The sequence below is a fragment of the Rahnella bruchi genome (assembly GCF_003614975.1).
Lineage (GTDB): Bacteria > Pseudomonadota > Gammaproteobacteria > Enterobacterales > Enterobacteriaceae > Rahnella > Rahnella bruchi.
Genome location: NZ_QZWI01000019.1, coordinates 74,151 through 97,329, shown reverse-complemented (window position 1 = coordinate 97,329; position 23,179 = coordinate 74,151). Strand labels below are relative to the sequence as shown.

The following is a 23,179-nucleotide window of genomic DNA, read 5'->3' as shown; positions in this document are numbered from 1 at the left end:
ACCCCAACCCTCCCCTTCGCAGGGGAGGGAGCCGATCGAGTCCTTGCTCCTCCCCCTGCGAAGGGGGAAGGCTGGGAGGGGGTTTTAAGGGCCTCTCTTCCCTCCCTACGACATGATTTCATGCATTTTTCCTCATCCCCGAAGTGAGCATTTTTCCAGCATAGGGTTTATACATAGATAGCGAGATCACACTTTTTCTCACGGAAGCATTCCGTCCCATCAGACAGAAAAGAGACTGCCCTATGTCGAAGAACACGTTCAAGCAGGATGTTTTTTTGGCGGCGCTCACCCGCCAGTGGCAAGCATTCGGACTCACTTCAGCCTCAGATATGACCCGGCATCAGTGGTGGCACGCGGTCAGTGCCGCCGTCGCTGAACAGTTACCGCCGCAAAATGACACCGGCGGCAGCAAAAGCAAAAGAATCACCCGCCACGTTAACTATATCTCGATGGAGTTTCTGGTCGGGCGTCTCACCGGCAACAACCTGATTAACCTCGGCTGGTACGAAAAAATTGCCACAGCGCTGGAACAGTTTGATATCAATCTGACAGACCTGCTGGAAGAAGAAATCGACCCCGCACTGGGCAACGGTGGGCTGGGACGGCTGGCGGCCTGTTATCTTGATGCAATGGCTTCGGTCGGGCAGCCCGGAATCGGTTACGGCCTGAATTATCAGTACGGTTTATTCCGCCAGCGCTTTGTCGATGGTAAACAGAAAGAGTCGCCGGACGACTGGCACCGCAACGAATACCCGTGGTTCCGCCATAACAGTTCGCTGGCGGTCAGTGTCGGCATCGGCGGTAAAGTCGTGAAAAACGAACAAGGCGTTTCGCGCTGGGAACCGGAATTCACCTTGCGCGGTGAGGCCTGGGATTTGCCGGTGATGGGCTATCGCAACGGCATCACGCAGCCGCTGCGTTTATGGGAAGCCACACATCCACATCCGTTTGATCTCGAAAAGTTTAATGACGGCGAGTTTCTGAAAGCGGAACAGCAGGGCGTCGAAGCCGCCAAACTCACCAAAGTGCTGTACCCGAACGATAACCATCAGGCCGGTAAACGCCTGCGTCTGATGCAGCAGTATTTTCAGTGCGCCTGCTCTGTGGCCGATATTCTGCGGCGTCATCATTTTCTTGGCCGCAAAATCAGTGAACTGCCGGACTATGAAGTTATCCAGCTCAATGATACTCACCCGACCATCGCCATTCCTGAAATGCTGCGCGTGCTGCTCGATGAGCATCAGCTGAGCTGGGATGACGCTTGGCACATTACCAGCCGCACGTTTGCATACACTAACCACACGCTGATGCCGGAAGCGCTGGAAACCTGGGACGAGCGGCTGGTGCGCAGTCTGCTGCCGCGCCATTTCCAGATAATCAAACAGATCAACGCTAACTTTAAAAAACTGGTCAGCAAAGAGTGGCCGGGCGATGAGGCTGTCTGGGCAAAGCTGGCTGTGCATCACGACAAACAGGTGCGTATGGCGAATCTCTGCGTCGTCGCCGGTTTTGCCGTAAATGGCGTGGCGGCACTGCATTCAGATCTGGTGGTAAAAGATTTGTTCCCGGAATATCACCAGCTGTGGCCGCAAAAATTCCACAATGTGACTAACGGCATCACGCCGCGTCGCTGGCTGAAACAGTGTAATCCGGCGCTTTCCGCGCTGATTGATGAGCGTCTGAAAACCGACAGCTGGGTAAGCAATCTGGATCTGCTGAAAGGTCTGGAAGACGGCGTTAAAGACAAAAAATTCTGTAAGCAGTACCGCAAAATTAAGCATGACAACAAAGTGCGGCTGGCGGAATACGTCTGGCATCGCATGGGGATCAGGCTCAATCCGGACGCGATTTTCGATGTGCAGATTAAACGTCTGCACGAGTACAAACGTCAGCATCTCAATCTGCTGCACATTCTTTCCTTATATCGCCAGATCCGCGATAACCCGAAACTCGATATCGTGCCGCGTGTTTTCCTGTTCGGTGCCAAAGCCGCGCCCGGTTATTACCTCGCTAAAAATATTATCTATGCGATCAATCAGGTGGCGGAGAAGATCAACAACGATCCGATCGTCGCCGATCGCATCAAAGTGGTGTTCATTCCCGATTATTGTGTCTCGGTGGCTGAACTGATGATCCCGGCTGCGGATGTTTCAGAGCAGATATCTACCGCAGGCAAAGAGGCTTCGGGTACCGGGAATATGAAACTGGCGCTGAACGGCGCGCTGACCGTCGGCACGCTCGACGGGGCAAACGTCGAAATTGCCGAACAGGTCGGCGAGGACAACATCTTTATCTTTGGCCTGACCGTCGATGAAGTGAAAGCCCGGCTGAAAAAAGGCTACAAGCCAAAAGCGCTGGTGAAAAAAGATAAACATCTCAAAGCAATACTCGACGAGCTGGCCAGCGGTTTTTACGCTAATGGCGATAAGAAAGCCTTTGACCTGATGCTTCACAGCCTGCTCGATGGCGGCGATCCCTATCTGGTGCTGGCGGATTTTGCGGACTATTGTGAAGCGCAAAAACAGGTCGATACTCTGTTCCGCAATGCTGATGAATGGACACGCCGCACGTTGCTGAATACGGCGCGCGTCGGCATGTTCAGCGCTGACCGTTCCATCCGCGATTACCAGCAGCGTATCTGGCAGGCCAAACGATAGGAGCAGACATGGAGGATAAGCAACTCGTTGAGGCAGCCCGACGGGCTGGGATTTTAGACAGTTTTATCAATATGACCGATGACGTCGAAACAGTATCCGATGACACTCGGGCAGCTTTACTGGCGGCGATGGGACGTGATCCGACGTCTGTGCCTGAAGTTACGCCGGTGCCGCCAGTCAAAGTCTTTACGCAAGGAAAAAAGGTGTTGCTGACGCCGGAAGTCAGCGGTGCATTCAGCTGGCAACTGATCCGGGAAAATGGCGAACAATCGCAGGGTGAGATTCAGGCAGGCAAAGTGCTGAACCTCGGCGCAGCGCTGCCCGCCGGTTATCATCAGCTGACGTTAGCGCAAAATGATAACGTCTGGTCGTGCCGGATTATCGTCGTCCCGCCGCGCTGTTTTGAACCGCCCGCACTGCTGGCGGGCAAAAAACTATGGGGCGCGACGGTCCAGCTTTACACGCTGCGTTCTGAAAATAACTGGGGCGTGGGTGATTTCGGCGACCTGAAAAAAATGGTCGAAGAAGTCGGAAAGCGTGGCGGGGCGTTCGTCGGGCTGAACCCCATTCATTCGCTGTATCCGGCGAATCCGCAAAGTGCCAGCCCATACAGTCCGTCGTCCCGTCGCTGGCTTAATCTGGCCTATATCGACGTGAACGCCGTCGAAGAATTTACCGCCAGCACTGCTGCGCAAACATGGTGGAATTCCATAGAAACGCATGATGCGTTATTGCAGGCCAGAAGCACTGATTATGTCGATTACCCGCTGGTCATGGCGCTGAAATCCGCAGCGCTGAAACTCGCCTGGCCGCTGTTTTGTGAGCTGCCGGGAAACAGTCCGCGTAAGCAGGAATTCCGGCGTTTCGTCGAAGTGGGCGGTGACAGTCTGCGGCAACAGGCATTGTTTGACGCGCTGCATGTGCATCTGCGGGACCTGGATTTGGGCCAGTGGGGCTGGCCGGTGTGGCCGCAAGCCTATCGCGATGCCCAAAGTGCTGACGTGACGGAGTTCAGTGAACGCTACGCCAGCGAAGTTGAGTTTTATCAGTGGCAGCAATGGCTGGCGCATTTGCAGTTTTCTGAATGCTATCAGCGCAGTGTCGGGCTGAAAATGCCCATCGGCTTGTACCGTGATCTGGCCGTTGGCGTGGCGCAGGGCGGGGCGGAAACCTGGTCGGATCCGGCGCTGTATTGCCTGAAAGCAACCATCGGCGCCCCGCCGGATATCCTCGGGCCGCAGGGGCAAAATTGGGGCCTTCCACCCATTGATCCACATGAAATGAAAGCCCGTGCCTATCAGCCATTTATTGATTTGCTGCGGGCGAATATGGCGGAGTGCGGGGCATTGCGGATCGATCACGTAATGGGGTTGCTGCGTTTGTGGTGGATACCTGCGGATCAGGAGGCCGGGAATGGCGCGTATGTCCGTTATCCACTGGAGGATTTGCTCGGTGTGCTGGCGCTGGAAAGCCAGCGGCATCAATGCATGGTGATTGGGGAAGATCTCGGTACCGTACCAAAAGAGATTATCGCCAGCCTGCGAAACAGCGGAGTGTACTCCTACAAAGTGTTGTATTTCGAGCACGATAAAAACTTCCTCTACCGGCCGCCGGAAAAGTATGTTGCGCAGGCAATGGCGACAGTCACCACCCATGACTTACCCACGCTGCGCGGTTATTGGGAAGGTGGGGATTTAACGCTTGGGGCGTCGCTGGGTGTTTATCCGGACCCGCAGGTTTTGGAGAAATTGCGCGGGGAGCGTGAGCACAGCAAGCAGGGTTTGCTGAATGCATTGCATCTTGAAGAATGTGTGCCGAAAGCGACCAGCAAAATGGCGGCGGGCATGCCGATGACGCCGGTGATTAACTGCGGGCTACAGCGTTATCTGGCGGACAGTGCCAGCGCGTTACTCGGCCTGCAACCGGAAGACTGGCTGGATATGGACACGCCGGTTAATGTGCCTGGCACCAATAATGAATACCCCAACTGGCGGAGAAAACTGACGCGAACGCTGGAGGAGATGTTTGGTGATGAGCATATTGATGCGCTGCTCAGTGATGTGAACCAGCGCAGGCAGGCATAAAAAAAGCACCCAACGGAAGGGTGCTATTTATGTTCCGGCTGATCAACGGGTGATCAGTAGAAGGAGTGCTCGCCGCGCTGGTGTTCAGTCAGGTCACGAACGCCTTTCAGCTCTGGGAAGTTTTGCAGCAGTTCTTTCTCGATGCCGTCTTTCAGGGTGACATCAATCATGGAACAGCCGTTACAGCCGCCACCGAATTGTAGAACAGCGATACCGTCGTCGGTGATTTCCATCAGGGAAACACGACCGCCGTGGCTGGCTAACTGCGGGTTAATCTGCGATTGCAGCTGATATTCAACACGTTCCATCAGCGGTGCGTCGTCAGACACTTTACGCATTTTGGCGTTCGGCGCTTTCAGCGTCAGCTGAGAACCGAGCTGATCGGTGACGAAGTCGATGACAGCGTCCTGCAGATAAGGCGCGCTTAATTCATCGATAAAAGCAGACAGTTTCTCGAACTTCAGTTCGGTATCCGTCGCTTCTACGGCGTCAGGTGGGCAATAGGAGACACCGCATTCTGCGGTCGGCGTACCGGGATTGATCACGAATACGCGGATTTGGGTGCCTTCTTCCTGGCTTGCCAGCAATTTGGCAAAGTGCTCTTGGGCAGCATCGGTAATAAGGATCATAACATTCGCTCAATAGTTGACTACTCTAGTTGGTTATAATACGCCCTTTGTTTTTACCCGTCACCCTCAGTGTTGCGCCGGTGTTAGCAGCACGTGCTCATGTCTGTAATGTGCGGCAGACACAGGCAACTTGAATGGAAGCAACTCCCTGATTGCGCAGTATTTTACTGATTTCATGCACTGTGCTGCCGGTCGTCACCACGTCATCCAGCAGCATCACGTGTTTACCCCGCAGACTGACATGACACGTAAAGGCTTTGCGCAAATTCCACTTTCTTTCGCCCTCGGTCAGGCTTTGCTGCGGCGGTGTTCGCCGGTCACGGCTCAGGGCATCGGGCAAATATTCACAATGCAGCCAGCGCGCCAGCGGCTTTGCCAGCAATTCACTCTGATTGTAGCCACGTGAAAAATAGCGCTTCTGGTGCAGCGGCACGCTGAGGAGCACGTCGGGTCTGGGCAGACTGCACATCCGGTAACGTTCCTGCCAGCGCAGCAGAAGCAGACGGGCGAGTGCGGTGTCGAGTTCCGGTTGGCCGGAGAATTTGAACCGCAAAATTAGTCCGCTTACCGGCATTTCATAAGGGCTGGCGAAGATCATCGCGTCCCATGGTGGGGGTTTTAGCAAGCACCGCCCGCAATCGGTCTTGCCGCCGGAGGACGGTAATCCGCAGCGCAGGCAGCAAGGCGGTGCAGCGGGTAGCGTTTTCTGGCACAGGCTGCAAATGCCCTGAACGGCGAGATGTAGCGGACACTGGCATAGCCAACAGCGGCTGGCAATTGTTAGCATAGTGGCGGGTTCCTTTTGCCATTCAGACAGACACGGACAATACGCTATGAACACGCTTTACCAGGAGACATTTGGCGAGGGAGATCGCCATCTTGTGCTGCTTCACGGGTGGGGGCTGAATGCCGAAGTCTGGCGTTACACCGCAGAGCGACTTGCGCCGCAATTTTGTCTGCATCTGATCGACCTGCCGGGCTATGGCCGCAGTGAGGGTTTCGGGGCGATGACGCTTGCGGAAATGGCCGAAGCAGTTCTGGCGGTTATGCCGCCAAAGGCCTCGCTGATGGGCTGGTCGCTGGGCGGACTGGTCGCCAGCCAGATTGCACTGAGCGCACCACAGCGCGTGGAAAAACTGATCACCGTGGCGTCTTCGCCTTGCTTCACTGCTCAGGAGAACTGGCCTGGAATACGCCCTGATGTGCTTCAGGGGTTCCAGCATCAGCTGAGCGAAGACTTCCAGCGCACGGTCGAGCGCTTTCTGGCATTGCAGACGATGGGCAGTGACAGCGCGCGTCAGGATGCCCGTTTGCTGAAATCGGTTGTCCTGAATTTACCCATGCCACCAGCAGCCGTGCTCAATGGGGGACTGGAGATTTTGCGCACTGCCGATTTGCGCCAGCCTATGACGAAGCTGACCTTGCCTGTGTTGCGTATTTACGGCGCGCTCGACGGACTGGTGCCGCGAAAAGTGGTGCCCTTGCTGGATGCGTTACTTCCGGACTCGCGTTCGGAAATCATTGAAAAAGCAGCGCATGCGCCGTTTATCTCTCATTCGGACGCATTTTGTGAGCTTGTTGCGTCGTTCCTGATTACAGAATGAAAATCAATGTAAATATTTTTTACTAATTTCTGGATAATTCCCGAAGGTGATTAATACTTAAGCCGATAGATGCCGGAGGTGAGAGGGGGAAGGTTTTCCATCGCCCGTTTGTGTCTCTGGGGAGAAATCTGGTGGTTGACCAGGAAGGTTCGTGCCAGCACAGATTCACCTGCCGTTCATATCTTGACTGCTTTCTTCCAAAATTACTCATCCAATTTAGAGGTAATGTCATGAAATCAAATAAAATTATTATTGCAGCTGTTCTGGCAGGTTTATTCTCTGTGAACGCAATGGCCGCTGAGATGATCAGCAAAGAAGACGCCAAAGAAAAGGGTTACACCAGCCTGGGTACCGTCACCACCAGCAATGAATACACTGCGCCAATGGATGCTAAAGATGAGCTTTCCAAACTGGCTGATGAAAAAGGCGGGAAATACTACGTCGTCATCGCTGCGCAGGAGAAAAAGAAAATCACTGCGACCGCAGAAGTTTTCAAATAATTCTCTGATCTGCAAAAGAGGGATGCCTGGTGCATCCCTTTTTTTCGCCTGTTTTTGCGTGATTGCTCTCATTCCTTGTTCTGTATCAAACTGTTTTTAAAGAATTCCCTTCAATCGTTACTCTCAGAGTAACGAAGTGTCAGTGCCCTTAATTGATGGTTATCTCACCGCTTCCTACACTTAACACGCTAATTAAACAGGTCAATTGTGATGCAACCGCCACTTGACTGAAACTTCCCACCGTCCTCTTTTTTTCATCACGCCGGGAAAACTTCAGCAAGCTCAACCCAGGGAGGTTTGGCATGCCGCAACATCCGCAGACCACGAAAGTGTGGGACACCCGCCGCAGCGAAAAACAACGGCGTATCGACAGTGTCCGTTCCGTGGCCGAGGGTAAAGTCTTACCCACCGACAAAATTATTCCTATCCTCGAAACGCTGATCGCCTCCGGTGACCGTGTGGTGATGGAAGGGAACAACCAAAAACAAGCTGACTTCCTTTCCCGTTCACTGGCAAAAGTGAACCCTGAGAAGCTGCATGATTTACATATGATCATGCCCAGCGTCAGCCGCGCTGAACATCTGGATCTCTTCGAACGCGGTATTGCCCGCAAGCTTGATTTCGCATTCTCCGGCCCGCAAAGCCTGCGTATTGCGCAGTTGCTGGAAGACGGCCAGATGGAAATCGGTGCGATCCATACCTACATCGAGCTCTATTCCCGTCTTTACGTCGATCTGGTGCCGAACATCGCACTGATCGCCGGCTTCAAAGCGGACCGCAAAGGTAACTTGTATACCGGCGCAAGCACCGAAGACACGCCAGCGCTGGTCGAAGCCGCTGCCTTTAAAAACGGCATCGTGATTGCGCAGGTTAATGAGCTGGTTGAAGAAGACACCGATCTGCCGCGTGTGGATATTCCGGGCGACTGGATCGACTTCGTGGTCGTCGCCGACAAGCCGTTCTTCATTGAACCGCTGTTCACCCGCGACCCGCGTCTGATTAAACCGGTTCACGTACTGATGGCGATGATGGCGATTAAAGGCATCTACGCTAAACACAACGTGCAGTCGCTCAATCACGGTATCGGTTTTAACACCGCGGCTATCGAACTGCTGCTGCCAACTTACGGCGAGCAGCTCGGTCTGCGCGGCAAAATCTGTAAACACTGGACGCTGAATCCGCATCCGACGCTGATCCCGGCTATTGAAAGCGGCTGGGTGGAAACCGTTCACTGCTTCGGCGGCGAACTGGGGATGGAAGAGTATATCCGTGCCCGTCCGGACGTGTTCTTTACCGGTTCCGACGGTTCCATGCGTTCCAACCGTGCGTTCTGCCAGCTGGCAGGCCAGTACGCGGTGGATATGTTCATCGGTTCCACCCTGCAGGTCGATGGCCTGGCGAACTCCTCTACCGTGACCCGTGGTCGTCTGGCCGGTTTCGGTGGCGCACCCAACATGGGACATGACCCGCACGGTCGTCGTCACTCCACCCCAGCCTGGCTCGACATGATCGAAGAGCCGGATCCGATGGCACGCGGTAAAAAACTGGTCGTACAGATGGTCGAAACCTTCCAGGCCGGTGGCAAACCGACGTTCGTTGAGAAACTCGAAGCCGTCGATGTGGGTAAAGAATCCGGTATGCCGCTGGCACCGGTGATGATTTACGGCGACGACGTGACGCACGTGCTGACCGAAGAGGGGATCGCTTATCTGCACCGCGCCCGCTCTCTGGAAGAACGCCGCGCGATGGTTGCTGCGGTGGCCGGTATCACTGACATCGGTCTGGGTGTTGACGCCAAACGCGTTGCCGACCTGCGCCGTCAGGAACTGGTGGTCTTCCCGGAAGATATGGGCATTCGCCGCACCGACGCCACCCGTTCTTTACTGGCGGCAGGCAGCGTGAGCGAACTGGTTGACTGGTCCGGCGGCTTGTATAACCCGCCAGCCAAATTCCGTAGCTGGTAATCAAGATGCCGCAGACTTTAACGATTGGCGCTGTACTCACAGCGGAAGAACTGGCCGAAAGGCTGGCAGAAACGGCGACGCAGGCGCTGATCGACGAAGCGCGGCTTAGCCCGAAACCGGGTCTGGTAGACAGCCGGAGTTCCGGCGCACATCAGGATTTAACGTTGGATCTGATGGTGCGTTCGGCGCGCAGCCTGACATCCACTTTCTACTTGCTGGCTTTACACAGCTGGCAACGCCCGGCGGATATCGCCCTGCGTCAGGAAGTGGGTCGTTTAGGACGTGCAGGCGAAGCCCAAATGATGGCCGAAACTGGCGGAGTGAATACTCATCGGGGCGCTATCTGGGCAATGGGGCTGCTGGTCAGCGCCGTCGCCATGCAGCCGGAACGTTTGCTGCCGCAGAGTATCGCGCAGCGCGCCGCAAAAATTGCAGCGTTACCCGACGCTTTCAGCCCGAAAAAATTCAGTAAAGGTTCGCACGCCGTGCAGCGCTATCAGGTGCCGGGTGCCCGTGAAGAAGCACAGAGTGGTTTTCCGCACATTATCGACCGCGCACTGCCGCAGCTTCATCACAGCCGGGCACGCGGCGCGAGCGAAAGCGAATCGCAGGTTGATGCCTTACTGGCGGTGATGACCACACTGGCGGATACCTGCGTGTTGTCACGCGGTGGTTTGCCGGCACTGGACGCCATGCATCAGGGCGCGCGCGCAGTGCTGCAAGCCGGTGGGGTGAGCACGATGGCGGGTAAACAACTGTTACGTCATCTCGAACGCCGGATGCTGGCAGACAACACATCGCCCGGCGGTGCCGCTGATTTACTGGCTGCGACGCTGTTTCTCGACCGCGTGAGCGTGGTCTGAGCCGGATACGAATTAACTAACATCAGTACAAAGAGGTGTTATGGAACGTTTTGAATTTAACTACCCGGCGGCAAAACCGCTGGCAGGCCGCGCCGAAGCAGGCGTGGTAGGTTCCGGCGATTTAGAAGCGCTGTATGAACCTGATACAGCCAATGCGCTGAAAATTATCGTCACCACATCCGTCGACGGCAGCCATACCTTATGGCAGAACTTTTTTAACCGCCTGAATGCGCTGCGCGAATTACCGTCAGGTCGTCTCGACATTAATGACTTTGGCGCCACTCCAGGTGTTGCCCGTCTGCGTATTGAACAGGTCTTTGAGGAGGCTGAACATGCCAACTGATACTTCCGTTCAGGATCAGAGCTTTATCGAACTGAGCGCCCGTCAGCGCGCCCGCAAACTGCTGGACGCCGGGACTTTCCGCGAACTGCTCGGGCCTTTCGAACGTATTATGTCTCCGTGGCTGGAACCGCAGGGCATCGTGCCACAGGCCGATGACGGCATGGTCGTCGCAAAAGGCCAGATTAACGGCCAGCCCGCAGTGGTCGTCGCGATTGAAGGCAGCTTCCAGGGCGGCAGCATGGGCGAAGTGTCCGGTGCCAAAATGGCCGCTGCGCTGGAACTGGCCGCAGAAGATAACCGCAACGGTATTCCGACGCAGGCCGTTCTGCTGCTCGAAACCGGCGGGGTGCGTTTGCAGGAAGCCAACCTGGGTCTGGCAGCGATCGCGGATATTCACGCCGCGATTGTCGATTTACGCCGCTATACGCCGGTGATCGGCGTGGTTGCCGGTACCGTCGGTTGCTTTGGCGGGATGTCGATTGCCGCCGCGCTGTGCAGCTATCTGATTGTGACCCGCGAAGCCCGTCTCGGTCTGAACGGCCCGCAGGTTATCGAACAGGAAGCCGGTATTGATGAATACGATTCCCGCGATCGTCCGTTTATCTGGAGCATGACCGGTGGTGAAGTGCGTTATCACAGCGGTTTTGTCGATGCGTTGGTGAAAGATTCCCTGAATGAAGTGAAAGACAGCGTGCTGGCCTTTATTCAGGCGGGCGTACCTGCGACACATCGTTCTGATAATTATGATTATTACCTGCCAAAACTGACCGGTTTTGACACCGCGCAGCAGGCCAGCCGTGAAGTGACGGAAGCCTTGTTTAACCGGGAGGATCGCGCATGAGCAACGTAGCAAACAATGCAGCCAGCCGGGGTTATTACTGGTTCGCACAACTGACCAAAGACGCCACACCGGTAACCGGTCTTTGCCCTTCCGTGAAAGCGGCAGACGGCAAGATGAATGACCAGCCAGTGCGTTTCATCACCGTGGTACCGGACAAAAATAATCAGTATCCGCGTGCTGCGGGCGGCGAAGTCGGCCTGCTCGAAGGCTGGAATCTGGCAAAAGTGGTCAATGATGTGATTGATGCTGACGCCAAAGCCAGCACCAAGCGCGCCATCGTGGCGGTGATTGATGTGCCAAGTCAGGCCTATGGCCGCCGTGAAGAAGCCTTCGGCATTCATCAGGCGCTGGCCGGTGCCGCAGGCGCTTACGCCAAAGCTCGTCTGGCCGGGCATCCGGTGGTCGGGCTGATTGTCGGCAAAGCGATGTCCGGTGCGTTTCTGGCGCACGGTTATCAGGCTAACAAGCTGATCGCCTTCAAAAACAATGGCGTCATGATCCATGCGATGGGGAAAGAATCTGCCGCGCGTATCACTTTACGCTCCGTAGACGCGCTGGAAAAACTGGCCGCGACCATTCCACCGATGGCTTATGACATCGAAAACTACGCCACTCTGGGGCTGCTGTCGCAACTGCTCGACATCGCTGATCCGGATGAGGCAACACCCGATGACATCACCAGCGTACAAAACGCTGTCTGGCAAAACATCCAGGACGCTCGCAAAGAAGGCGTTAGCCTCAGCAACCGTCTGGGTGCAGAAAACCGCGCAAGTTCGCAGCGCGTTCGCCAGCTGATGCGTCAGGAATGGTAATTCGTTAAAACTTTCAGTCTCAACCGGTAACGCACCTGCAAACAGCGTGACGCAGCCGCATTGCGGGTTCCCGCCCTGACGTTTTGTCAGGACGGTGACCTGCTGTCGTCTGCAACTGGACTGTCATACTAAAAAAACCATCGCACCGGCGCCGACTGAGCATTCATTTTTTGCCTCAGGAAAAACGCTATGACTTACGTAATATTGCACGCGCTTGCCCCTATTTTCGTCATCATGATCCTCGGTTTTTATGCCGGGAAAGCGAAAATGGTGGATAACCAGAATGTCTCTTTACTTAATATTTTCGTGATGGATTTTGCTTTACCCGCTGCGCTGTTTGCAGCGACCGTACAGACCCCGTGGTCGGGCATTGTGGAACAGTCACCGCTGATCCTGGTGCTGGTTCTGGCCATGTGGATAACCTATGCGGCGATTTACTTTATTTGCACCAAAGTCTTTAAAAAGACTCCGCAGGACGCTGCCGTTCTGACGCTGACCGTGGCACTGCCAAACTATGCGGCACTCGGTTTGCCAATTCTGAGCAGTGTGATGGGGGGCGCGCCGTCGACTTCACTGTCGGTTGCGGTTTCTATCGCCTGCGGTTCCGTGCTGATGACGCCGTTCTGTCTGCTGATCCTCGAACGTGAGAAAGCGCGTTTGAGTGGCGAAAATCAGGGTTCTTCCCTGGCACTGCTGCCGGTTCTGATGTGGCGTTCAGTGAAAAAACCGATTGTCTGGGCACCGCTGCTGGGTGTGATTTTGTCAGCGATTGGCATTAAAATGCCGGAAATTTTCCTGGCATCGATTAAGCCGCTGGGCCTGTCAGCGACCGCGTCTGCGCTGTTCCTGACCGGTGTTATCCTGTCAGCGCGTAAACTGAAAATTAACGCTCCGGTGCTGTTGTCTTGTGTGGCGAAAAACCTCGTCCAGCCATTTATTGCATGGGGTCTGGTTCTGGCGTTCGGTCTGAGCGGCCAGATTGCGGTCACGGCTATCCTGATGATTGCGCTGTCTGCTGGTTTCTTCGGTATCGTGTTCGGTAACCGTTTCGGGGTTCAGTCTCCGGATGCAGAAGCTTCACTGCTGATAAGCTCCGTATTGTGTATCGTGACATTGCCGCTGTTCATCTCCCTGACGGCAGCTCTGCACTAATCAGAAAGGTTTGAATATGTGTGACCCGCGTGCCCATGATTTTGTCTGGATAAGCGACCGCTCCGCTTTGCAAAGCGATGACATTTTACCGGCGTGGGTAAACACCGGCTGGCGCGCATCGCTGCCGCTGGTGGTTCGTCGCGACAAGCGTGCGGATGGCGCAATCCCTGTGGGTATTCGCGGGATGACCCGCATTCAGCGTGCCGCCGCCTGGATTGATCCGGCGGCGGTGGTGCGGGTTGTCACTCCGCAATTTCTGGTCAGTGATGTGAATGCGTTGCTGCATTCACCTTTCGTTTCGCAGCAACCGGTGCAGGCGCTGATCACATTGTGCAGCCTGCAACTGCCTTTTTCATGGGGTGTGACAGGCAGCTGTGCCTACGCGCTGGTCAGCGATCTTCCGGTCATGCATGCTGAAAGCGATCTCGATTTACTGGTGCGCTGTGACACGCCGGTGGACGCCTCCCGGTTCTCTGATTTTTACGCCCAGCTTCAGCGGCTTCCCTGCCGCACCGATGTCCAGATCAATACGCCACAGGGCGGATTTGCTCTCAGTGAATGGCTGCGCGGCGGTGACGTCATGCTGAAAACGGCATCCGGCCCGCAACTGGTGCGTGACCCGTGGCAATTGCCGGCGGACTGAACCCGGCTAAAAGAAGCAAGGAGCACGATGAAAATCCTATTTACCTTCCCCGGACAGGGCCCGCAGGTGCCACAGATGTTGCATCGCCTGCCGGATAACCCCCTCACGCATTCCCTCATAAAACGGGCCAGCCTCGCACTGGGCGAAGATGTTCTGCTGCTCGACACCGCCGATACTCTGCGCTCTACCCGCGCCGTACAGCTCTGTCTGCTGATTGCCGGTGTTATCTGGGCAAAACAGTGTCAGGCCGACGGTATCGAAACCGATTTTTGCAGCGGACTGTCGATTGGTGCGTTCCCTGCCGCAGTGATTGCCGGAGCGCTCGACTTTGATGATGCCGTGCGTCTGGTCGCCCTGCGCGGTGAACTGATGCAGCAGGCTTATCCGCAGGGTTTTGGTCTTTCGGCCATTACCGGTCTGCGTCAGAGTCAGGTGGAAGAACTGGTGGCGCAGGTGAACAACGCTGAATCACCGGTGTATCTCGCCAATATCAACGCTGAAGACCAGCTGGTAATTGCCGGCAGCGACGCCGCGATGGCGCAAGTGATGCAGCTTGCAAAAGGGCTGGGCGCGCAGAAAACGCATCAGCTGGCGGTCAGCGTGCCGTCGCATTGTGCGTTGCTGGATGAGCCTGCGGCTAAGCTGGTCGGGGCATTTAAAGAGATTCACATTTCCCGCCCGACCTGCGGTTATCTCAGCGGAACGACAGGGCGAGTGTACTGGCAGCCGGAAAAAATTGCCGACGATTTGGCGATGAACATGGCGCGCACCGTCAACTGGCGTGATGCGATGGTCGCGGCGTATGAGCGCGATGTGCGCCTTGCGATTGAAATGCCACCCGGTGCAGTGCTGACCGGTCTGACCCGCCGCGCGATGGATCAGGGCGAAGCGCTCTCTTTATGCCAGTCAGGCATGCATGTTGCGGGACGTCTCGCAGCGCGGTTACGGGAAAATGAGCGCTAATTAAAGGCATGATAGGTTGGTGTTGAAACGCCTTGCGCTGTTTGATTTTTGTGCAATGTGCTATTGTCCAACCACTCTGAACGAAGGGATATCATGCCAGTTTTAATTCGCGGGGATTCGCAAATGATCGTGCTTGAAAGGTCGTACAGTCCAGCCACTCTTGCCAGACGGTTTGAAATTATCGATGAGATACGATTCAACAACATTGATATGTTGATCATCTATGATGAAAAAATTCCGTTTATTGCTATTGCAGAAGCACAAACCAGAACTGACAACCGGGGCGAAAAACGACACCACGTCGTAGCGACGCTGGAGCTTGCACGCAGGGAAAACAACCATGACTTGCTTGAGGTGCGCCAGTTCTGGGAGGACGATAAAGCATTTCAGGTTGAAGGCGTGGTGGTTAATTCTGGAATGCGGGATTACCGTTTGGCGACGTTATTGTATGAAACGTTGGTGGTAAACAAGCATCTCACTTTGATGAGTGATAACGATCATTACACCGGCGGCCGCGCCCTGTGGAAACGCCTTGCGCAGGATTCAGCGGGATTATTGGTTTTCATACTTGATACCGATAAAGGACAATTTTATCCTTATGACGGTTCGAAAATGCGATATGACGGTGTTAGCATTCCTGAGTCTGCTATCTGGAGCGATCATCCTGATAAAACGCATTGGCCGGTCGTATTGATTGCGCAAAACAGTGAACGTCTCTCAGCGCTTTCTGCTCGCTAGCGCGTACATCCGGCTTTCAGCGGCGAGGGCGAGGAGGTTCGGATCGTGCTCGCGGCTGTGCGGGAAGACCAGCGAAATGGTCTGGCGCATCTGGTAGGCTTCGGCCAGCGGCAGGAGTTTCACCGTATTTTCATACACGCCCTTCATCCTGCCGGGAATCAACGTGTATCCGACGCCCGCTTGTACCAGACTCAGCATTGAGAAAATGTCGTTCACCCGCGTGACAATGTCTGGCTCAAAACCGGCGATCTGGAAGGCTTCCTGAAATCCGTGGTAAGTCGCAAACCCTTCTGCCAGTGAAACGAATTTCTTCTTTTTAAAATCGCGTAAATCCGCTGTTCCTTCGCAGGCCAGCTCTGCGCTGGCGGGTGCGGCAAGAAAAATATCATCCTGAAAAAGAGGTAACTGATCGTAGCGCTGTGCATCCACGCTCGAATCACTGGTCGAAATCAGGATGGCGTCCAGCTGACCGTCTTCCAGTTTGTGCAGCAAATCACTGTTAGACCCCATCACCAGCTCCAGTTCCAGCTCCGGACGGCGCAGTTTCAGCCCCATAATCAGGCGCGGAATGGTTTCCAGCGTCAGAGAATATAAGGTGCCGACTTTCAGGCGTTTATCCCCAAAACCGGCGGCGCGCTGCGTTGCCTGGATCCCGTGTTCCATCTGCTCAATCACCTGCGTGGCATGTTCCAGCAACGCTTCGGCAGCGGGCAGAGGCAGCAGATTACGGCCGCGATGGATAAACAACGGACAGCGTAATCCTTCTTCAAGCGAATGCAGGGCACGATGCACGCTCACGCTGCTCAGACCCAGCTGCTCGGCTGCGCGGGTGATGTTTTGCTTTTCCATGTAGGCGAGGAAAATTTCGAGTTTACGGAAGGTGATTTCACTGTCGATCATACAGGCTCCTGCGGCGCATTGATGGCCGTTGCGACCTGACGATGATAACTGAATAGCCGCAGCGCGACTATTCAGTCAGGGCATTAGCGGATAAGTGAGTAGGACACCGTCAGGCATTTCTTGCCCTCGGCACAACTTTTACAGCTGCCGCTCAGACAGCTGTCATCCGCTTCTACCGTTTCTGCTTTGCGCATTGCCACCAGCCGCTCCAGCATGGCCTGCACCAGCGGCTGCGGTGCATTCAGCTGAAGGCTGAGCTGGCGGGCATCCGCCCTGCCAGCCAGCGCAAGAGAGTCGCGAACCTGAATTAGCGTAGTCATCGTGTCTCCTAGTGGCAGTCGCTGCCGGTAGCCGGTTCACAACAGGCCGCAATATTACGCGGCTGCAAATGAAGACTGACACGGCTGCGAGCCTTGCGCAGACAGGTGAGTACGATGGCGTTGAACAACAGCACGATAAGGATAACGCCCGCACTGTACGCCGGATGGCTGCTGAAAGTGGCCACCTGGTAGAACAGGGTCGCCAGGGAATACGCCACGTTCAGTCCCCAGAAGATGGAGAACGTCATCCAGCTGCGGCTGGTTTCACGGGCAATCGCACCCATGACCGACACGCAAGGCACGTACAGCAATACGAAAATCAGGTAGCTGTAAGCCGAAATGGCGGTACCGAATTTCGTGCTCATCACGCCCATCGAACTGACGCCCATTTCGCCATCGCCTTTACTGGCTTCGATCGGATTGGAAAGTACGCTGATGCTGAAGGTATCTTTCAGGCCCTGCCATGTTTCGTTCACGGCTCCCCCCAGCTCATCAAGCAGATGGAAGTTTGCAGCGTCGAATTCTTCATTGTGAATGTGTTCTGCGGTGTATAGCGTATTGAGCGTACCCACCACCACTTCTTTCGCCATCGCGCCGGTGACCAGACCGACCGTCGCCTGCCAGTTATCAGTGTGGACGCCCATCGGTGCCAGCACCGGCGTCAGCACTTTACTGACTGAAGCCAGCGCGGAATCATTAATGTTATCCACCGCCTGACCGCTGAAAGAGAAGCTGTTCAGTGCGCCAATGAAAATACTCGCAATCACAATGACTTTACCGGCGCGCAGCACGAAGCCTTTCAGACGCTGCCAGGTTTGCAGCAGCAGGCTTTTCAGATGCGGAACGTGATACACCGGCAGCTCCATCACGAACGGCGAGGCTTCACCGCGCATGATGGTGTATTTGAGCAGAAGGCCGGTGAGGATGGCGACGACAATGCCCAGCAGATACAGAGAGAACACCACCGATGCGCCATCCTGCCCGAAAAAGGCGGCAGAGAAGACGGCGAAAATCGCCAGACGCGCACCGCAGGACATAAACGGTGCCATCATTACGGTGATCAGACGTTCACGCGGCGCATCCAGCGTGCGGGCACCCATAATGGACGGCACGTTACAGCCGAAACCGACAATCAGCGGCACGAAGGATTTCCCTGGCAGACCAAGCGATTGCATCAGCCTGTCCATCACGAAGGCCGCGCGGGCCATGTAACCGGAATCTTCAAGGAAGGAGAGGAACAGATACATCATGCCGATTTGCGGCACCAGCGGCAGAACGGTATTGATACCGCCCCCCACACCCTGGGCGAGGAAAATGGTCAGCCACTGCGGAAAGTGCAAGGTGAAACCCACCCATTGCATACCCTGAATGAAAATCGCCGCCGAGCCGATGTCGAAAATCGGTTGCAGCGCGCCGCCGATGTTGATCGCCAGCACGAACATCAGGTACATCACCAGCAGGAAAATCGGCACACCGAGGAAACGGTTGAGGATCACGCGGTCCAGCACTTGCGTCAGCTTATTTGGGGCGGTGAGGTGCGAGTTACTGACGTCTGCACACAGTGACGCAATGCTCTGGTAACGCGCATCGGCAATCAGCAGCGCCGGATCTTCCAGCTTTTGCTCCGCCAGCCTGACTTTCACCTGCGGCAATAATGCCTGCGCGTTGCCTGCATGCGTCTGGCTGTAAATATCCCCTTCAAGAATTTGCAAAGCCAGCCAGCGACGCTGTTGCAGCGCCATGTCCTGCGGCATTTCAGCGGCCAGGACTTCCACTTCCTGTTGCAAAACCGGAGGGTATTTCACGCGTTCCAGCGCTGCTACTTGTGGCAATTCATCGATAGCCGCTTTCAGTTCTTTGATACCGCTGGCGCGGGTAGAAATCAGGGCAATCACCGGGCAGCCAAGGCGAGCAGACAGCGCAGGAATATCAATATTGATGTTCTGAATTTTGGCGATGTCGAGCATGTTCAGCGCGACGATGCACGGAACGCCCAGCTCGAGCAATTGCAGGGTCAGGTATAAGTTGCGCTCAAGGTTTGAGGCATCCACGACGTTGATCATCAGATCCGCGTCGCCGCTCAGAATGTAATGACAGGCGATCTGCTCATCGAGCGAGGTTTGTTCGGAGATGGTGGTCAGCGAATAGGTACCCGGTAAATCCACCAATGTAATCTGGTGTTCTGCTGTCGCGAACTGGCCTTCTTTACGTTCTACGGTGACGCCAGCCCAGTTACCTACGCGTTGTCGTGAACCCGTTAACTGATTGAAAAGGGTCGTTTTACCTGAATTTGGATTACCAATCAGGCCAATAGTCAGTGCTTTCATACGTTCAGATCTACGTGTGAGAAAGGGAAAAAACGCGGAAAACCTTAAGAGGCCGCGCTAAACAATCTTGCAAAAGCATTCATCATTAATAATCAGGCCAGCATCTCGAGCTTGAGGAGGTCGAGGTCTTTTTTGCGAACGACCAGACTGGTGCGGCGCGTTTCTATCTGCACCGGATCGCCCATCGGCGCCACGCGAATGATGTTGAAGAATGATCCCGGAAGCATGCCGAGAGAAAGCAGTTTCTGACGATAGGCCGGGCTGATTTCATGAGAAAAGCCGGTGATTTTATAAGCACGTTTCGATTGAAGTTGCATAGTTCCTCGCGAGGATGTCAGGCGTTATTGGGTGACGACGCTTGGTCTTGCTGCGCCGTGCGTCCCTGCCCGGTGAGTCCACTGATTAGCGATTTATGTTGCGAACAAACTGCTCAGAAATTGTCCCTGGTGCAAAATTGTCAGTGTGAAACTGACGGCGTAGTAAATACGCAAAGAAGTACAAACGAGAATAGTTATCATAATTAGTACGCGTAAGGAGACAAAAGAAAAGAGGTGTTCCTCTTCGCGGGTTTCTCCACCGCATGGCTATCCTATGCCTGCAACCGTGACGATTTATTGATTTACCTCAGTGATTGATTCATTAGGATTGAGTTTAAAAAGTGTCGAAAAAAGACACATAAAAAAAGCCGCTGAATATCAGCGGCTTTCGTGTATGGGGGGAAACGCGAAAAATTAACGTTTTTTGCTGAGTGCAGCAGCCAGGGCATCGGCCATTGCATTATTGCCAGCAGGTGCGGCATTGCGGCCAGCTGGTTTGTTTTGCGCAGGACGTTTCTGGTTGTCGCGGTTATCGCCTGCCGCAGGTGCGGATGAACGGCGTGCCGGTGCTTCGCCCGGTTGCTCATCGAGACGCATGGTCAGCGCGATACGTTTACGTTGCAGATCGACTTCCATCACTTTCACTTTCACGATATCGCCGGCTTTCACCACGGTATGCGGATCTTCAACGAATTTGTTCGCCAGTGATGAGATGTGAACCAGTCCATCCTGATGCACGCCAATATCGACGAACGCGCCGAAGTTGGTGACGTTGGTGACGGAGCCTTCAAGGATCATGCCCGGCATCAGGTCGTTCATGGTTTCCACACCATCGGCAAAGGTCGCGGTTTTAAACTCAGGACGCGGATCGTGGCCCGGTTTTTCCAGCTCTTTGATGATATCGGTAACGGTCGGCATGCCGAACTGCTGGTCGGTGAATTCGCTGGCTTTCAGACCGCGCAGCACATTCGAATCGCCCATCAGCTCTTTCAGCGCCAGCTGTGTTGCTGCCAGAATGCGTTCGACCACCGGATAGGTTTCCGGGTGAACCGTTGAGGCATCCAGCGGGTTGTCGCCGTGGTTGATACGCAGGAAGCCCGCGCACTGCTCAAACGCTTTCGGCCCCAGACGGCTGACTTTCAGCAGCTGTTCGCGGTTACGGAACTGACCGTTCTCGTCGCGCCAGTTAACGATATTCTGCGCCATCATGCGGGTCAGACCGGCCACGCGGGTCAGCAGGGGAACGGAGGCGGTATTGAGATCCACACCCACGGCGTTCACGCAGTCTTCCACTACGGTATCGAGTTTTTTCGCCAGCTGTGACTGGCTGACGTCATGCTGATACTGGCCGACACCAATGGATTTCGGATCGATTTTCACCAACTCTGCCAGCGGATCCTGTAAGCGGCGCGCAATAGAGACCGCACCACGAATGGAAACGTCCAGATCCGGGAATTCCAGCGCCGCCAGTTCGGAAGCGGAATACACAGAGGCACCGGCTTCGCTGACAATCACTTTCTGTGCTTTTACCGCCGGGAACTGTTTTTGCAGCTCGACGAAGAAACGCTCAGTCTCGCGGGATGCGGTACCGTTACCGATAGCGACCAGTTCGACATTATGTTTGATGCACAGCGCTGCAACCTGTTGTGCGGCTTTCGCGGCCTGACCGGTGTGTGGATAAACGGTATCAATACCCACCAGTTTGCCGGTGTTATCCACAACGGCGACTTTCACACCGGTACGTAAGCCCGGATCGAGACCCATGGTCGCGCGCATACCTGCCGGTGCTGCCATCAGTAAATCGTGCATGTTGCGGGCAAAAACGTTGATCGCTTCATCTTCAGCACGTTCACGCACGGTGCCCATCAGCTCGGTTTCAAGGTGCAGCAGCACTTTGATGCGCCATGTCCAGTTGACCACGGCACGACGCCAGACGTCGGCAGGCGCATTATTCAGACGCAGCCCCAGATGGTCGATGATCAGCTGTTCGGCGTAGCTTTCTTTTGGCGGTTCGTCATGCTGCGGATCGGCATTCAGCGCCAGCTGCAAGACACCTTCGTTACGGCCGCGGAACATGGCCAGTGCACGGTGCGAAGGCACCTGAGAAATCGGTTCGTGATGGTCGAAGTAATCGCGGAATTTCGCGCCTTCCTGCTCTTTGCCATCGACCATGCGGGAAGTCAGATGGGCATTTTTCCACAGGTATTCACGGACTTTCGCCAGCAGCGCCGCATCTTCAGCGAAACGCTCCATCAGAATGTAGCGCGCGCCATCCAGCGCCGCTTTGGTATCCGCCACGCCTTTATCTGCATCGATAAACTTTGCGGCAGTTGCATCCGGCTCGTTTTGCGGCTCGTTCCACAGCAATTCTGCAAGTGGCTCCAGCCCGGCTTCGATAGCGATTTGCCCGCGCGTGCGGCGCTTCGGTTTGAACGGCAAATACAGGTCTTCCAGCTCGGTTTTGCTCAGCGTGGTATTAATGGCTTTCGCCAGATCTTCACTGAGTTTACCCTGTTCATCAATGGACTTGAGGATAGTCTGGCGGCGGTCTTCCAGCTCACGCAAATAACCCAGACGGGTGTCCAACTGACGCAGCTGGGTATCATCCAACCCACCGGTGACTTCCTTACGATACCGCGCAATAAAGGGCACGGTATTACCTTCATCCAGCAGACGCACCACGGAAGCAACCTGCTCCGGGCGAACCTGCAATTCACTTGCGATAATGCGGCTCAGTTGATCATTCATAGGTCTGGTATCGGTTCTTTCATTTAAAAAAGCAGGGCACAGTTATACGGTTTGAAGACTAAAAATGCCAGTCATCAGGCCGCCTGCCTGCGCGTTTTGAGAGTTAGCTGATCATTTCCCGTAGTCAATCTCGTTGACGTACCAGGTCGCGTCGCCAACCGGCGTGCTCACCACCAGACTGTCGCCGACTTCTTTTTTCAGCAGGGCGCGCGCCATGGGGGAATCGATAGAAATGTAGTCTTTGCGGCCAAAAATTTCGTCATAACCGACAATGCGAAAGCGTTTGATGTCGCCGTCGTCATTTTCCACTTCAACCCAGGCGCCAAAGAACACTTTGCCGTCCTGCTGAGGCGAATAATCGACAATGCGCAGTTGTTCCATACATTTGGTCAGGTAACGGATACGGCGGTCAATTTCACGCAGCCGTTTTTTGTTGTACTGGTAATCGGCATTTTCGCTGCGGTCGCCCAGGCTTGCCGCCCAGGTGACTTTTTTGGTCACTTCCGGACGCTCATCGCGCCACAGGAAATCCAGCTCAGTTTTGAGCTTGTCGTAGCCTTCACGGGTAATCAGTTTCGTTTTCATATTACCGGTCACTTTCCCACTATTTTCCTGCACAGAAATCTGCCGCCATTGTTTCACACAATCGCGTTTTGGACAGCGCACAAATTGACCGAAAAACCCGGCTCACTGCTAAGCTTTATATGATGGCTTTTTAGCCGGAGAGCTATTATCCTTTTGTGCGGTTTCTTACGTTTTTTTACCTTCAGATAT

Annotated in this window: 21 protein-coding genes; 13 read left to right on the top strand and 8 right to left on the bottom strand. The window is 54.9% G+C overall.

The features are described 5' to 3' along the window. Nucleotides 1–242 precede the first annotated feature (242 nt). Both malP and malQ read left to right on the top strand, forming a co-directional pair. Nucleotides 243–2,657 carry a maltodextrin phosphorylase gene (malP, locus tag D5398_RS22630; protein WP_120509625.1) on the top strand — a complete coding sequence of 805 codons (2,415 nt, stop codon included), beginning with the start codon at nucleotides 243–245 and terminating at the stop codon, nucleotides 2,655–2,657. Between the two features lie 8 nt (nucleotides 2,658–2,665). Next, nucleotides 2,666–4,741, top strand: coding sequence for a 4-alpha-glucanotransferase (gene malQ / locus D5398_RS22625; RefSeq protein WP_120509624.1), 2,076 nt, complete (start codon nucleotides 2,666–2,668; stop codon nucleotides 4,739–4,741). 53 nt (nucleotides 4,742–4,794) lie between these two features. Here the strand turns inward: malQ and nfuA are convergent, their stop codons facing one another. Beyond that, nucleotides 4,795–5,370 (bottom strand): Fe-S biogenesis protein NfuA, encoded by a 576-nt coding sequence (gene nfuA, locus D5398_RS22620; protein WP_120135273.1) that lies wholly within the window; start codon nucleotides 5,368–5,370, stop codon nucleotides 4,795–4,797. Nucleotides 5,371–5,467: 97 nt separating this feature from the next. Further along, entirely contained in the window at nucleotides 5,468–6,157 is a 690-nt protein-coding gene (gntX, locus tag D5398_RS22615) for a DNA utilization protein GntX (RefSeq protein WP_120509623.1), read from the bottom strand. 46 nt (nucleotides 6,158–6,203) lie between these two features. Between gntX and bioH the strand changes: the two genes are divergently transcribed. From bioH to D5398_RS22560, 11 genes are all read left to right on the top strand, one after another. Then, the gene (gene bioH / locus D5398_RS22610) at nucleotides 6,204–6,974 is read left to right on the top strand and encodes a pimeloyl-ACP methyl ester esterase BioH (RefSeq protein ID WP_120509622.1); all 771 of its coding nucleotides are present in this window, start codon (nucleotides 6,204–6,206) and stop codon (nucleotides 6,972–6,974) included. Between the two features lie 230 nt (nucleotides 6,975–7,204). Further along, the gene (locus D5398_RS22605) at nucleotides 7,205–7,474 is read left to right on the top strand and encodes a YdgH/BhsA/McbA-like domain containing protein (RefSeq protein ID WP_120135270.1); all 270 of its coding nucleotides are present in this window, start codon (nucleotides 7,205–7,207) and stop codon (nucleotides 7,472–7,474) included. A 302-nt stretch (nucleotides 7,475–7,776) separates the two neighbouring features. Next, complete coding sequence (gene mdcA / locus D5398_RS22600; RefSeq protein ID WP_120509621.1) at nucleotides 7,777–9,438, top strand: malonate decarboxylase subunit alpha; 1,662 nt, start codon at nucleotides 7,777–7,779, stop codon at nucleotides 9,436–9,438. Between the two features lie 5 nt (nucleotides 9,439–9,443). Then, on the top strand, nucleotides 9,444–10,301 hold the full coding sequence (locus D5398_RS22595; protein WP_120509620.1) for a triphosphoribosyl-dephospho-CoA synthase: 858 nt from the start codon (nucleotides 9,444–9,446) through the stop codon (nucleotides 10,299–10,301). 40 nt (nucleotides 10,302–10,341) lie between these two features. After that, nucleotides 10,342–10,644 (top strand): malonate decarboxylase subunit delta, encoded by a 303-nt coding sequence (locus tag D5398_RS22590; protein WP_120509619.1) that lies wholly within the window; start codon nucleotides 10,342–10,344, stop codon nucleotides 10,642–10,644. Continuing rightward, the gene (locus D5398_RS22585) at nucleotides 10,634–11,485 is read left to right on the top strand and encodes a biotin-independent malonate decarboxylase subunit beta (RefSeq protein WP_120509618.1); all 852 of its coding nucleotides are present in this window, start codon (nucleotides 10,634–10,636) and stop codon (nucleotides 11,483–11,485) included. The genes D5398_RS22590 and D5398_RS22585 overlap by 11 nt, the downstream gene beginning before the upstream one ends. Continuing rightward, complete coding sequence (gene mdcE, locus D5398_RS22580; RefSeq protein ID WP_120509617.1) at nucleotides 11,482–12,297, top strand: biotin-independent malonate decarboxylase subunit gamma; 816 nt, start codon at nucleotides 11,482–11,484, stop codon at nucleotides 12,295–12,297. Before D5398_RS22585 ends, mdcE begins: the two co-directional genes overlap by 4 nt. Before the next feature lie 189 nt (nucleotides 12,298–12,486). Then, nucleotides 12,487–13,449 carry an AEC family transporter gene (locus tag D5398_RS22575; RefSeq protein ID WP_120509616.1) on the top strand — a complete coding sequence of 321 codons (963 nt, stop codon included), beginning with the start codon at nucleotides 12,487–12,489 and terminating at the stop codon, nucleotides 13,447–13,449. A gap of 16 nt (nucleotides 13,450–13,465) precedes the next feature. Then, the gene (locus D5398_RS22570; protein WP_120509615.1) at nucleotides 13,466–14,092 is read left to right on the top strand and encodes a malonate decarboxylase holo-ACP synthase; all 627 of its coding nucleotides are present in this window, start codon (nucleotides 13,466–13,468) and stop codon (nucleotides 14,090–14,092) included. Between the two features lie 27 nt (nucleotides 14,093–14,119). After that, nucleotides 14,120–15,055, top strand: coding sequence for a malonate decarboxylase subunit epsilon (mdcH, locus tag D5398_RS22565; protein ID WP_120509614.1), 936 nt, complete (start codon nucleotides 14,120–14,122; stop codon nucleotides 15,053–15,055). A 93-nt stretch (nucleotides 15,056–15,148) separates the two neighbouring features. Beyond that, entirely contained in the window at nucleotides 15,149–15,793 is a 645-nt protein-coding gene (locus D5398_RS22560; protein WP_120509613.1) for a hypothetical protein, read from the top strand. Here D5398_RS22560 and D5398_RS22555 read toward each other — a convergent pair. The 6 genes from D5398_RS22555 to greB form a co-directional block, all read right to left on the bottom strand. Continuing rightward, the gene (locus D5398_RS22555; RefSeq protein WP_120133914.1) at nucleotides 15,773–16,693 is read right to left on the bottom strand and encodes a LysR family transcriptional regulator; all 921 of its coding nucleotides are present in this window, start codon (nucleotides 16,691–16,693) and stop codon (nucleotides 15,773–15,775) included. The genes D5398_RS22560 and D5398_RS22555 overlap by 21 nt on opposite strands. Before the next feature lie 83 nt (nucleotides 16,694–16,776). Continuing rightward, on the bottom strand, nucleotides 16,777–17,013 hold the full coding sequence (locus D5398_RS22550) for a FeoC-like transcriptional regulator (RefSeq protein WP_120509612.1): 237 nt from the start codon (nucleotides 17,011–17,013) through the stop codon (nucleotides 16,777–16,779). 8 nt (nucleotides 17,014–17,021) lie between these two features. Beyond that, entirely contained in the window at nucleotides 17,022–19,340 is a 2,319-nt protein-coding gene (gene feoB / locus D5398_RS22545; protein WP_120509611.1) for a Fe(2+) transporter permease subunit FeoB, read from the bottom strand. A 92-nt stretch (nucleotides 19,341–19,432) separates the two neighbouring features. After that, a complete protein-coding gene (feoA, locus tag D5398_RS22540; RefSeq protein ID WP_120509610.1) occupies nucleotides 19,433–19,657 on the bottom strand; it encodes a ferrous iron transporter A in 225 nt (74 codons plus the stop codon). A gap of 414 nt (nucleotides 19,658–20,071) precedes the next feature. After that, the gene (locus D5398_RS22535; protein WP_120509609.1) at nucleotides 20,072–22,405 is read right to left on the bottom strand and encodes a Tex family protein; all 2,334 of its coding nucleotides are present in this window, start codon (nucleotides 22,403–22,405) and stop codon (nucleotides 20,072–20,074) included. Between the two features lie 111 nt (nucleotides 22,406–22,516). Further along, nucleotides 22,517–22,990 carry a transcription elongation factor GreB gene (gene greB / locus D5398_RS22530; RefSeq protein WP_120509630.1) on the bottom strand — a complete coding sequence of 158 codons (474 nt, stop codon included), beginning with the start codon at nucleotides 22,988–22,990 and terminating at the stop codon, nucleotides 22,517–22,519. Nucleotides 22,991–23,179: the final 189 nt, after the last annotated feature.

What these genes read in the sequence shown, in the direction of transcription:
- D5398_RS22550 (WP_120509612.1), bottom strand. Translation starts at nt 17,013, where the DNA reads ATGACTACGCTAATTCAGGTTCGCGACTCTCTTGCGCTGGCTGGCAGG.
- mdcH (WP_120509614.1), top strand. Translation starts at nt 14,120, where the DNA reads ATGAAAATCCTATTTACCTTCCCCGGACAGGGCCCGCAGGTGCCACAG.
- D5398_RS22590 (WP_120509619.1), top strand. Translation starts at nt 10,342, where the DNA reads ATGGAACGTTTTGAATTTAACTACCCGGCGGCAAAACCGCTGGCAGGC.
- D5398_RS22555 (WP_120133914.1), bottom strand. Translation starts at nt 16,693, where the DNA reads ATGATCGACAGTGAAATCACCTTCCGTAAACTCGAAATTTTCCTCGCC.
- D5398_RS22605 (WP_120135270.1), top strand. Translation starts at nt 7,205, where the DNA reads ATGAAATCAAATAAAATTATTATTGCAGCTGTTCTGGCAGGTTTATTC.
- feoA (WP_120509610.1), bottom strand. Translation starts at nt 19,657, where the DNA reads ATGCAACTTCAATCGAAACGTGCTTATAAAATCACCGGCTTTTCTCAT.
- D5398_RS22575 (WP_120509616.1), top strand. Translation starts at nt 12,487, where the DNA reads ATGACTTACGTAATATTGCACGCGCTTGCCCCTATTTTCGTCATCATG.
- D5398_RS22595 (WP_120509620.1), top strand. Translation starts at nt 9,444, where the DNA reads ATGCCGCAGACTTTAACGATTGGCGCTGTACTCACAGCGGAAGAACTG.
- mdcE (WP_120509617.1), top strand. Translation starts at nt 11,482, where the DNA reads ATGAGCAACGTAGCAAACAATGCAGCCAGCCGGGGTTATTACTGGTTC.
- gntX (WP_120509623.1), bottom strand. Translation starts at nt 6,157, where the DNA reads ATGCTAACAATTGCCAGCCGCTGTTGGCTATGCCAGTGTCCGCTACAT.
- D5398_RS22560 (WP_120509613.1), top strand. Translation starts at nt 15,149, where the DNA reads ATGCCAGTTTTAATTCGCGGGGATTCGCAAATGATCGTGCTTGAAAGG.
- malP (WP_120509625.1), top strand. Translation starts at nt 243, where the DNA reads ATGTCGAAGAACACGTTCAAGCAGGATGTTTTTTTGGCGGCGCTCACC.
- greB (WP_120509630.1), bottom strand. Translation starts at nt 22,990, where the DNA reads ATGAAAACGAAACTGATTACCCGTGAAGGCTACGACAAGCTCAAAACT.
- D5398_RS22535 (WP_120509609.1), bottom strand. Translation starts at nt 22,405, where the DNA reads ATGAATGATCAACTGAGCCGCATTATCGCAAGTGAATTGCAGGTTCGC.
- feoB (WP_120509611.1), bottom strand. Translation starts at nt 19,340, where the DNA reads ATGAAAGCACTGACTATTGGCCTGATTGGTAATCCAAATTCAGGTAAA.
- bioH (WP_120509622.1), top strand. Translation starts at nt 6,204, where the DNA reads ATGAACACGCTTTACCAGGAGACATTTGGCGAGGGAGATCGCCATCTT.
- nfuA (WP_120135273.1), bottom strand. Translation starts at nt 5,370, where the DNA reads ATGATCCTTATTACCGATGCTGCCCAAGAGCACTTTGCCAAATTGCTG.
- malQ (WP_120509624.1), top strand. Translation starts at nt 2,666, where the DNA reads ATGGAGGATAAGCAACTCGTTGAGGCAGCCCGACGGGCTGGGATTTTA.
- D5398_RS22570 (WP_120509615.1), top strand. Translation starts at nt 13,466, where the DNA reads ATGTGTGACCCGCGTGCCCATGATTTTGTCTGGATAAGCGACCGCTCC.
- mdcA (WP_120509621.1), top strand. Translation starts at nt 7,777, where the DNA reads ATGCCGCAACATCCGCAGACCACGAAAGTGTGGGACACCCGCCGCAGC.
- D5398_RS22585 (WP_120509618.1), top strand. Translation starts at nt 10,634, where the DNA reads ATGCCAACTGATACTTCCGTTCAGGATCAGAGCTTTATCGAACTGAGC.